The organism is Micromonospora sp. NPDC051196, from assembly GCF_040682415.1.
Classification (GTDB): domain Bacteria; phylum Actinomycetota; class Actinomycetes; order Mycobacteriales; family Micromonosporaceae; genus Micromonospora.
On the sequence record NZ_JBFBAY010000022.1, the window covers coordinates 46,648 to 55,578 of the forward strand.

An 8,931-nucleotide genomic window follows, 5' to 3' on the forward strand; every position below is an offset into this window, starting at 1 on the left:
TTGTAGCCTCTTGATAGGTCGGGGGCTAGAGGAGCTGGCCGAGCTGGAACACAAAATTGTCCCACCACTCGGAGACCACACCCAGGTACGCCTTGCCGACGGTGGAGACGGCCACCGCCGATGCCATGGCCGCGACCGCCGAGAGCACCAGCAGCAACAGCGAAGAGCCGGAGATGCCCTGCCGGTAGAGCCGGCTGACGCCCTTGGCGTCGACCAGCTTGCCGCCGACCTTGAGCCGGGTGAGGAACGTCGAGGCCATCCCGCCGCGGCCCTTGTCGAGGAACTCGACCAGGGTGGCGTGGGTACCCACCGCCACGATCAGCGAGGCACCCTTCTCGTCGGCCAACAGCATGGCGAGGTCCTCGCTGGTGGCGGCGGCGGGGAACGTCACCGCCGGCACCCCGAGGCCGTTGACCCGGGGCAATCCGGGCGCCCGGCCGTCCGGGTACGCGTGCACGATCACCTCGGCACCGCAGCGCAGCACGTCATCGGTGACCGAGTCCATGTCACCGATGATCATGTCCGGCGTGTAGCCCGCCTCGACCAGCGCGTCGGCGCCACCGTCGACACCGATCAGCACCGGCTTGAACTCCCGGATGTACGGGCGCAGCACGTCCAGGTCGGCCTTGTAGTCGTAACCCCGGACCACGATCAGGCAGTGCCGACCCTGGATCTCGGTGGCGATGTCCGGCACACCGACACCGTCGAGCAGCAGGTCACGCTCCTGCTTGAGATAGTCCATGGTGTTGGCGGCGAACGCCTCCAACTGCACCGACAGACCCTCTCGGGCATCCGTCATCGCCTTGGCCACGCTCTCGGCGTCCTGAAGACTGCCGTGCGCCACCGGATCGTCACCCAGGAAGACCGTGTTGCCCTCGATCCGCACGGTGTCGCCCTCGCGGATCCGCTCGAAGATGCCCTCACCGAGGTCATCCAGCAGCGGAATGCCCGCAGAGATCAACACCTCAGGTCCCAGGTTCGGATACCGACCGGAGACCGACGGCTTGGCATTGAGCACCGCACCGACACCGACCGCGACCAGCGAGTCGGCGGCGACCCGGTCCAGATCGACATGGTCGATGACCGCGACATCACCGGGTCGGAGCCGCCCGACCAGCCGTTTCGTCCGGCGATCAAGGCGCGCGGTGCCAAGGATCTGTCCCGGTTCCGCGTTCCGGGTCCAGCGCAACGTGGGTAGACGCATCGTGACCATCCTGGCATGTGAGGCAGGTGAATCTGTCGCGACATGCCTGAGCAGGGCCGCCTACCCAGGGAAGCACATACCGGCGAAGGCCGGTGTGCCTCCGCTCACAATGATGGTCTCACGACCGTCGTTCCCTGGCCGCCACGGCCAGCAACTCCTCCGCGTGAGCGATACCCAGATCGGAGTCCGGCAAACCCGCCAACATCCGGGCCAACTCCCGCGCCCGCTCGGTGTCCTCGACCACCCGCACCCCACTGGTGGTCACCGCGCCACCGGTGTCCTTCGCCACCACCAGATGCCGGTCGGCGAACGCGGCCACCTGCGGCAGGTGGGTCACCACCAGCACCTGGTGACTACGCGCCAGCCGGGCCAACCGCCGGCCGATCTCCACCGCCGCCTGACCACCCACACCCGCGTCGACCTCGTCGAAGACCAGCGTGGGCGGGCCACCGGAGCCGGCGAAGACAACCTCTATGGCGAGCATCACCCGGGACAGTTCACCGCCGGAGGCACCCCGCTGCAACGGCAACGACGGCGCACCCGGATGCGCCAGCAACCGCAGCTCGACCTCGTCGCCGCCGTCCGGCCCGACACCGACCTCGACCCCGTTGACCGGTAACGTCGGCTCGGCCCGACCCGCCGGTCGAGGCAGCACCGCCACCTCGACCCGGGCGTGCGGCATGGCCAGCCCGGCCAACTCGACGGTCACCTGCTCGGCGAAGCGTACGGCCGCCTCCTGTCGGGACGCCGACAACCGCCCGGCCAGCTCGGCCACCTCACCGGCCAGCCGGGACGCCTCCCGGTCCAGCTCGTCGAGAAGGTCGTCAGAGGTGTCCAGCTCGGACAGCCGGGAGCGGGCCCGCTGCGCCCAGGCGATCACCCCGTCGACGTCGTCGGCGTACTTGCGGGTCAGCGCCCGCAACGCCGCCCGACGCTCGTAGATGGCCTGCAACCTCGCCGGGTCGGCGTCCAACCCGGCAAGGTACGTCGACAGTTCCACCGAAACGTCGGCGACCAGGGTGGCCGCCTCCTCCAACCGGGCCGCCAACTCGCCGAGGGCCGGATCCGTGCCGGTCTGCGCCTCCAGCATCCGCCGGGCGGTACCCAGCAGCGTCGAGGCGTCCGGCGTGTCGTCGGTGGCCTCCAGACCCCCGGCCACGCACTGGTGCGCCAACTGCGCCGCGGTACGCAGCCCCTCGGCGTGCTCCAGCCGCTGCACCTCCGCCTTCAACTCGTCATCCTCACCCGGCTGCGGATCAACCCGGGTGATCTCGTCGAGGCCCAGCCGCAGCAGGTCCGACTCCTGATGGCGCTCCCGCGCGTTGCGCCGCCGGTCGGCCAGATCGTCGACCACCGCCCGCCACTGCGTGTACGCCTCCCGGGTCGCCTCCAGCAGCTTCTCGTGCTCCGGGCCGGCGAACCGGTCCAACGCGGCCCGCTGCTCGGCCGGCCGCAACAGCCGCAACTGGTCGGACTGCCCGTGCACCGCCACCACCTGCTCGCCCACCTCGCCGAGCATCGACACCGGCATGGCGCGCCCACCCACGTGCGCCCGGGACCGACCCTCCACGGTGACCGTCCGGCTCAGCAGCACACAGCCGTCCTCGTCGGGATCGCCACCGGCGTCGATGATCCGGGCGTGCACCGTCTCGGCAGCCCGCCCGGCCAGGCGCAGCCGCCCCTCGACGACCGCCCGCCCCGGTACGGCACGCACCCGCCCCGCGTCGGCCCGACCGCCGAAGAGCAGGCCGAGACCGGTCACCACCATGGTCTTACCGGCACCGGTCTCGCCGGTGATGACGTTCATCCCGCCGGTCAACGGCAGCGTGGTGTCCTCGATGACGCCCAGTCCGGTGATGCGCAGCTCTTCCAGCACAGCACCCGACAGTAGACGCGGTGCCCGACAGTTGACCAGCCGACGCGGGCAGCGGCATGCCCCGACCGGCGGCGTCGACTCGTCCGGCAGGGCGTCGCCGGGCCGGATCGATCAGCGGCGGGAGCCGCGCCAACCGTGCACCGGCAGGTCGAACTTGGCCACCAGCCGATCAGTGAACGGGCGGTCCCGCAGCCGCACGACCCGCACCGGAAGGGCGCCCCGCCGCACGGTGATCCGCGCCCCCGGCGGCACGTCGTAGACGCGCCGACCGTCGCAGGAGAGCACCGCGAGAGTGGTGTACGGGTCAACGGTGATCGAAATGGTCGACGTAGGCGCGGTGACCAGCGGACGACTGAAAAGGGCGTGGGCGCTGATCGGTACCAGCAGCAGCGCCTCCACCTCCGGCCAGACCACCGGCCCACCGCCGGAGAACGCGTACGCGGTCGAGCCGGTGGGCGTGGCGCAGACCACTCCGTCGCAGCCGTACCGGGACAGCGGCCGACCATCCACATCGACCATCAGCTCCAGCATCTGGGCCCGCTCGCCCTTCTCGACGCTGATCTCGTTGAGCGCCCAGGACTCGATGGTCGGCCCACCGTCGAACTCGGCGGTGACATCGAGGGTGAGCCGCTCGTCGACGGTGTAGCTGCGGGAGACCACGTCGCTGACCGCGCTGTCCAGGTCATCGATCTCCGCCTCGGCGAGGAACCCGACCTTGCCGAGGTTGATGCCGAGCAGCGGCACCTTCGCCGGACGGGCCAGCTCCGCCGCGCGCAGGAAGGTGCCGTCCCCGCCGAGCGCGAAGACGATCTCCGCGCCCTCGGCGGCCTGCGGACCACTCACCGGGATGATCCCGGGCAGGTCCAGATCATCGGCCTCCTCGGCGACCACCCGTACCGCGAAACCGGCCGCGATCAGGTCGCAGGCCACCGCCCTAGCGTGCTCCGTGCTACGCCGACGGCCGGTGTGGGTGACCAGCAGAGCGGTCCGACTCACCGGCTCCACCCTCCGGTCGCCACGCCGCCCCACCGGCCGGCGAGCGGCCGGTACGTGCCCGCCGTCCGACGCCCACTGCCCACGCTCACCCTGCGACCTCCTCCGTCGCCACGCCCGGTACCTCCCCGGGCATCGTCGGGCCCTGCGGCCCGGCTGCGACCACCGCCCGGACCCGTTCCGGATCGACCGACGGCGCATCCCGGCGTAACCATACGAAGAACTCGACGTTGCCGCTCGGCCCGGGCAACGGACTGGCCGCGACGTCCACCAGACCCAACTGCTGTCCTGCGGCCGCCGCCGCGACATCGAGCACCGCCTCGGCCCGAAGCGCCGGATCACGCACCACCCCGCCCGTGCCCACCCGCTCCTTGCCCACCTCGAACTGCGGTTTGACCATGAGCACCAGGTCTCCGTCGACGCCGGTGCAGCCGGCCAACGCCGGCAGTACCAGCCGCAGCGAGATGAACGACAGATCGGCCACGGTCAGCTCGACCGGTCCACCGATCCCCTCGGTGGTGAGCGTCCGCACGTTGGTGCGTTCGAAAACCCGTACCCGCTCGTCGTTGCGCAGCGACCAGGCGAGCTGCCCGTAACCGACGTCGACCGCGACCACCTCGGCCGCGCCGGCGCGCAGCAGCACGTCGGTGAAACCTCCGGTGGACGCGCCGGCGTCCAGACAGCGTCGGCCGGCCACGGTCAGCCCGGCGGGGGTGAACGCGGCGAGCGCCCCGGCAAGTTTGTGGCCGCCTCGGGACACGTACTCCGAGGTGGGATCGTCGCCGGTGACCAGCAGCGGATCGGCCGGGTCGACCATCGCGGCGGCCTTACGGGCCGGCACTCCCCGCAACTGGACCCGACCGGCCTCCACCAGGGCGGCGGCCTGCTCCCGGGAACGGGCCAGGCCACGGCGGACCAGTTCGGCGTCCAACCGGTTTCGACGTGCCATGGACGAACGGCCTCCTCAGGCCTGATCGATGGTGGCCAGCGTTTCCCGCAATGTCTGGTACGCGGCCTCGTACTGTGCGATCTGGTCGGCCGGGGCCAGGACCGCGGCGTTGGCCATCGCCTGCACCACGGCCCGCACCACCGGATGCCCGGCCTCGTCGGCGTCTTCGCCGGACCAGCGGCGCGGCGGCGGACCCGGGCGCGGGCCCGGCGGCGGACCCGGGCGCGGGCCCGGCAGCGGTACGGCTTCAGTCACGCCGCGCCGTCCGCATCCGGTCGACGTGCCGGGGTGGCCTTCGCCGGCCGGGCCGAGGCAGTCCCAGCACTGCCGGACTTCTTGGCCACCGTCTTCTTGGCCACGACCTTCTTCGCCGGCCGCTTGGCCACCACCTTGTCGGCCCCGGCGTCCTGCGGCGCGACTTCGCCCGCCACCGCCTTCTTGGCGACAGCTTTCTTGGCCACCGCCTTCTTCACCAGGGCCTTACTGGGCGGAGCGGCCGCAGCGGTCGCGGGCGTACCCACCGACGACTCGGCGCCGGCCGCAGCCGTCACCGGCCCGCCCGCTGCGGCGGCCGTACGCAGCCGGCGCTCCAACTCCAGCACCCGGCGTTCCAACTCGGCCACCTCGTCGGCGCTGGCCAGCCCCACCGCGCCGAGCGCCCGCTCGACCTCGAACCGCACCAGCTTGGTCAGCGCCTCCCGGTTGGCCGCCCCGGTCGAACGCAGTTCGTCGGCGAGCGCCTGGAGCTGGGCGGCGGTCGCGCCGGTCGAGCCCATCGCCCGACGCACCGCGTCCTGCGCCTTCTTCCGAGGCGCCTCCGTCAAGCCCATGGCCAGTTCGAGGTAGGCGCGCCACGCATCCTGCATGCCTGATTCCTTTCACCCGGCGAGTCTGCAGGTGTCACGCTACCGGGCCACCGGGACCACCCCGTGCGGTACGGTGCCCGAGAATGACGTGGTGTGGCGAGGAGGCGATGGTGGCCACGGTGGACGAGTGCCGGCAGGCGTTGCAGGATCTGGCCGACCGGCTGGAACGCAACGCGGAGACCGTCCGTGAACGGGTCGACCTGGATCGCACTCTGGCCTGCCGGATCACCGACCTGGAGACCGCCTTCCACGGCCGGATCAGCGACGGCCGGCTGGTCGACCTGTCCGACGGCGACAACCCGCAGGCCAAGATCGCCATGAGTACGACCAGTGACGACCTGGTCGCCCTGGTCCGCGGTGAACTCGATGTCACCCGCGCGGTCGCCAACCGCCGGGTGTCGATCAAGGCGAACCCGTTCGACCTGATGAAGCTCCGCAAGCTGCTCTGACGTGCGCTCAGGAGGCCAGGCCGAGAGCGTCCAGCGCCTCCGCCGCCTCCGACGACGCCGGCCGGGGCGACCCGGCCGGACGGTGCCACCAGGCCACCGCGCAGAGCGCCGCGAGAGCATCCAAGGGGCGTCCCGCGCCGGCCAGTTCCCAGCCGTCGGCGCCGGTGACCACGTGCCAGCCGCCGAGGTCACCCGCAGGCGCCGGCACCCGCACCACCTCCGCCGGGTCGAAGAGCCCGGCCAGGTTCCACGCGACGTACGTGGGCCGGCGCTCTGACGGCGCGGCCAGCAGCTCCGGCACGTCACTGACACCGGTCAGGACCAGCAGACTGTCCAGGCCGGCACGGTTGGCGCCCTCAATATCGGTGTCCAGCCGGTCGCCGACCACCAGTGTCCGGCCTTCACCCGCCCGACGTGCGGCAGTGGCGAACAACTCCGGTGCGGGCTTGCCCACCACCTCGTCCGGCTCCCGGCCGAGCGCCGTGGCCAGCGCGGCCACCAGCGCACCATTGCCCGGCAGCGGTCCCCGACCGCTGGGCAGGGTCCGGTCGGTGTTGGTCGCGATCCAGGCCGCACCCTGTCGCACGGCCACCGCGGCTTCGGCCAGGTCGGCCCAACCCACCTGCGGACCGTAGCCCTGGATCACGGCCACCGGCGAGTCCTCGGCCCGTGACACCGGCATCAGCCCGACCGCAGCCACCTCGGAGCGCAGCGCCTCCGCGCCGACCACCAGCACCGGCACCCCGGCGGGCAGCCGCTCACCCAGCAGTTGGGCAGCGGCGGCGGCGCTGGTCAGCACCTCGTCCGGCCGGGCCTGCACACCCATGCCGGTGAGCAGGTCGGCCACGTCGGCCGCGCGACGCGAAGCGTTGTTCGTCGCGTACGCCACAGCCCGGCCCTCGCCGTGCAGTCGCGCGACGGCCTCGACAGCGCCGGGGATCGGCCGGTCGATCAGGTAAATGACCCCGTCCAGGTCGAAGACGACCAGGGCGTAACCGTCGACCAGCCGTTCCCCGACACCGCTCATCGCCGCTGCGCCTCCGACTCCTGGGAGCCGACCTCCTCGGGCCGGTCCCCGCCGTCGACCGGCGCCGACTCGACCCTGGGCTTCGCCACCGCGTCGGCCCGATCGTCCGCGACCTCGCCGTCCTCGCCGGTCATGTCCTCGACCGCGTCGGCCTCGACGGCAACCTCGCCGGCCGCGTCATTGCCCGCGGCCTCGCCGGTCACACCCTCGTTGTCGTCCGCAACGTCGCCGGCCACGCGGTCAGCAGCGTCGTCGTCTCCGGTCGCTTCGGCCAACGCGACGGCGGCTCCGGAGAGGTCGGCATCCGACTGGGCCGGGACGGCTCCCGGGGCGCCGGGGCCGGCGACCAGTTCCTCGGCCACCTCGTCCTCGTCGTCCCCCTCGATGACCACGCCGTCCAGTTCGAGCAGCCGCTCAGCCGCGTCGGTCTCGGCGTCCGCGTCGACCTCCGCCGCACGGGAGAACCATTCCCGGGCCTCCGCCCGCCGCCCGACAGCCAGCAAGGCGTCGGCGTACGCGTACCGCAGCCGCGCCGTCCACGGCTCCGCCACGTCGGTGGTCAGCTCACGTACCTGGAGCATGGCCACGGCCGCGTCCCGCTGGCCGAGGTCACCTCGGGCGCCGGCGGCCACGATCAGCAGTTCGATCGCAACGGCCCGGTCCAGCTTCTCCTGGTCGGCGCCACGGAACAGGTCGATCGCCCGCTCGGGACGGCCCAGTGCCCGCTCACAGTCCGCGATGACCGCCAGGTGGCTCTGCAGACCACTCATCCGGTGGTACGTCCGCAGTTCCGCAATCGCGGTCTGCCACTCCCCCGTGTGGTACGCGGCCAGCCCGACCGCCTCCCGTACCGCGGCGATCCGCGACGCGAGGCGACGCGCGGCCAGGGCGTGCGCCAGCGCTTCAGCCGGGTCCTCGTCGATCAGCTGCCCGGTCGCCACGAGGTGCCGCGCCACGGTCTCCGCGACCGGCTTGGCGATCGAGAGCAGCTCGGCGCGGACGTCCTTGTCCAGGTCGGTCGCGAGGATCTCCTCGGGCAGTGCCGGAGCCGCCGTACCCTCGGCCTGCTCCGCTCCGTCCCGTCCGGCACGCGCCCCCTCGTGACGCTCCCTGTCACGGAAGCCACCTTCACGACGGTCGCCGCCACGGAAGCCACCCTCGCGACGGTCACCGCCGGAGCGCTCGCTGTTGTCGCGACGGAAACCACCCTCGCGACGGTCACCGCCGCCGAACCCGCCCTCGCGACGCTGACCGCCGCCGAAGCCACCTTCACGGCGATCCCCGCCACGGAAGCCACCCTCGCGACGGTCACCGCCGCCGAAGCCGCCCTCACGGCGATCCCCGCCACGGAAGCCACCCTCACGACGGTCACCGCCGGGCCGCTCGCTGTTGTCGCGACGGAAACCACCCTCACGACGGTCACCGCCGCCGAACCCGCCCTCGCGACGCTGACCGCCGCCGAAGCCACCTTCACGGCGATCCCCGCCACGGAAGCCACCCTCACGACGGTCACCGCCGGGCCGCTCGCTGTTGTCGCGACGGAAACCACCCTCACGACGGTCACCGC

General features: G+C 72.2%; 9 protein-coding genes and 1 pseudogene. 2 read left to right on the forward strand and 8 right to left on the reverse strand.

All coding sequences use genetic code 11. From position 1 onward, the window contains the following. Window positions 1–25 precede the first annotated feature (25 nt). From steA to AB0M35_RS26920, 6 genes are all read right to left on the reverse strand, one after another. Window positions 26–1,204: a putative cytokinetic ring protein SteA gene (steA, locus tag AB0M35_RS26895; RefSeq protein WP_363748761.1), complete on the reverse strand. Its 1,179-nt coding sequence runs from the start codon at window positions 1,202–1,204 to the stop codon at window positions 26–28. 118 nt (window positions 1,205–1,322) lie between these two features. Continuing rightward, a complete protein-coding gene (gene recN / locus AB0M35_RS26900; protein WP_363748762.1) occupies window positions 1,323–3,080 on the reverse strand; it encodes a DNA repair protein RecN in 1,758 nt (585 codons plus the stop codon). 111 nt (window positions 3,081–3,191) lie between these two features. Further along, window positions 3,192–4,076: an NAD kinase gene (locus AB0M35_RS26905; protein ID WP_363748764.1), complete on the reverse strand. Its 885-nt coding sequence runs from the start codon at window positions 4,074–4,076 to the stop codon at window positions 3,192–3,194. An 85-nt stretch (window positions 4,077–4,161) separates the two neighbouring features. Next, the gene (locus AB0M35_RS26910; protein WP_363748765.1) at window positions 4,162–5,022 is read right to left on the reverse strand and encodes a TlyA family RNA methyltransferase; all 861 of its coding nucleotides are present in this window, start codon (window positions 5,020–5,022) and stop codon (window positions 4,162–4,164) included. Window positions 5,023–5,037: 15 nt separating this feature from the next. Continuing rightward, on the reverse strand, window positions 5,038–5,259 hold the full coding sequence (locus AB0M35_RS26915) for a hypothetical protein (protein ID WP_363748776.1): 222 nt from the start codon (window positions 5,257–5,259) through the stop codon (window positions 5,038–5,040). A gap of 14 nt (window positions 5,260–5,273) precedes the next feature. After that, a complete protein-coding gene (locus AB0M35_RS26920; RefSeq protein ID WP_363748766.1) occupies window positions 5,274–5,888 on the reverse strand; it encodes a hypothetical protein in 615 nt (204 codons plus the stop codon). A 110-nt stretch (window positions 5,889–5,998) separates the two neighbouring features. Here AB0M35_RS26920 and AB0M35_RS26925 point away from each other — a divergent pair, with 110 nt between their 5' ends. Further along, window positions 5,999–6,337, forward strand: a complete 339-nt coding sequence (locus AB0M35_RS26925; protein WP_363748777.1) for an SCP2 sterol-binding domain-containing protein — start codon at window positions 5,999–6,001, stop codon at window positions 6,335–6,337. Window positions 6,338–6,344: 7 nt separating this feature from the next. Here AB0M35_RS26925 and AB0M35_RS26930 read toward each other — a convergent pair whose 3' ends face one another. Both AB0M35_RS26930 and AB0M35_RS26935 read right to left on the reverse strand, forming a co-directional pair. Beyond that, window positions 6,345–7,364 (reverse strand): HAD-IIA family hydrolase, encoded by a 1,020-nt coding sequence (locus AB0M35_RS26930; protein WP_363748767.1) that lies wholly within the window; start codon window positions 7,362–7,364, stop codon window positions 6,345–6,347. Further along, window positions 7,361–8,320, reverse strand: coding sequence for a Replicase polyprotein 1ab (locus AB0M35_RS26935; protein WP_363748768.1), 960 nt, complete (start codon window positions 8,318–8,320; stop codon window positions 7,361–7,363). Before AB0M35_RS26935 ends, AB0M35_RS26930 begins: the two co-directional genes overlap by 4 nt. Window positions 8,321–8,464: 144 nt before the next feature. Here AB0M35_RS26935 and AB0M35_RS26940 point away from each other — a divergent pair. Beyond that, window positions 8,465–8,931, forward strand: a pseudogene (locus tag AB0M35_RS26940) (hypothetical protein); the annotation flags it as partial.

Excerpts from the sequence above, each read along its gene's own strand:
- steA (WP_363748761.1), bottom strand. The coding sequence starts at position 1,204 with ATGCGTCTACCCACGTTGCGCTGGACCCGGAACGCGGAACCGGGACAG.
- AB0M35_RS26910 (WP_363748765.1), bottom strand. The coding sequence starts at position 5,022 with ATGGCACGTCGAAACCGGTTGGACGCCGAACTGGTCCGCCGTGGCCTG.
- AB0M35_RS26920 (WP_363748766.1), bottom strand. The coding sequence starts at position 5,888 with ATGCAGGATGCGTGGCGCGCCTACCTCGAACTGGCCATGGGCTTGACG.
- AB0M35_RS26930 (WP_363748767.1), bottom strand. The coding sequence starts at position 7,364 with ATGAGCGGTGTCGGGGAACGGCTGGTCGACGGTTACGCCCTGGTCGTC.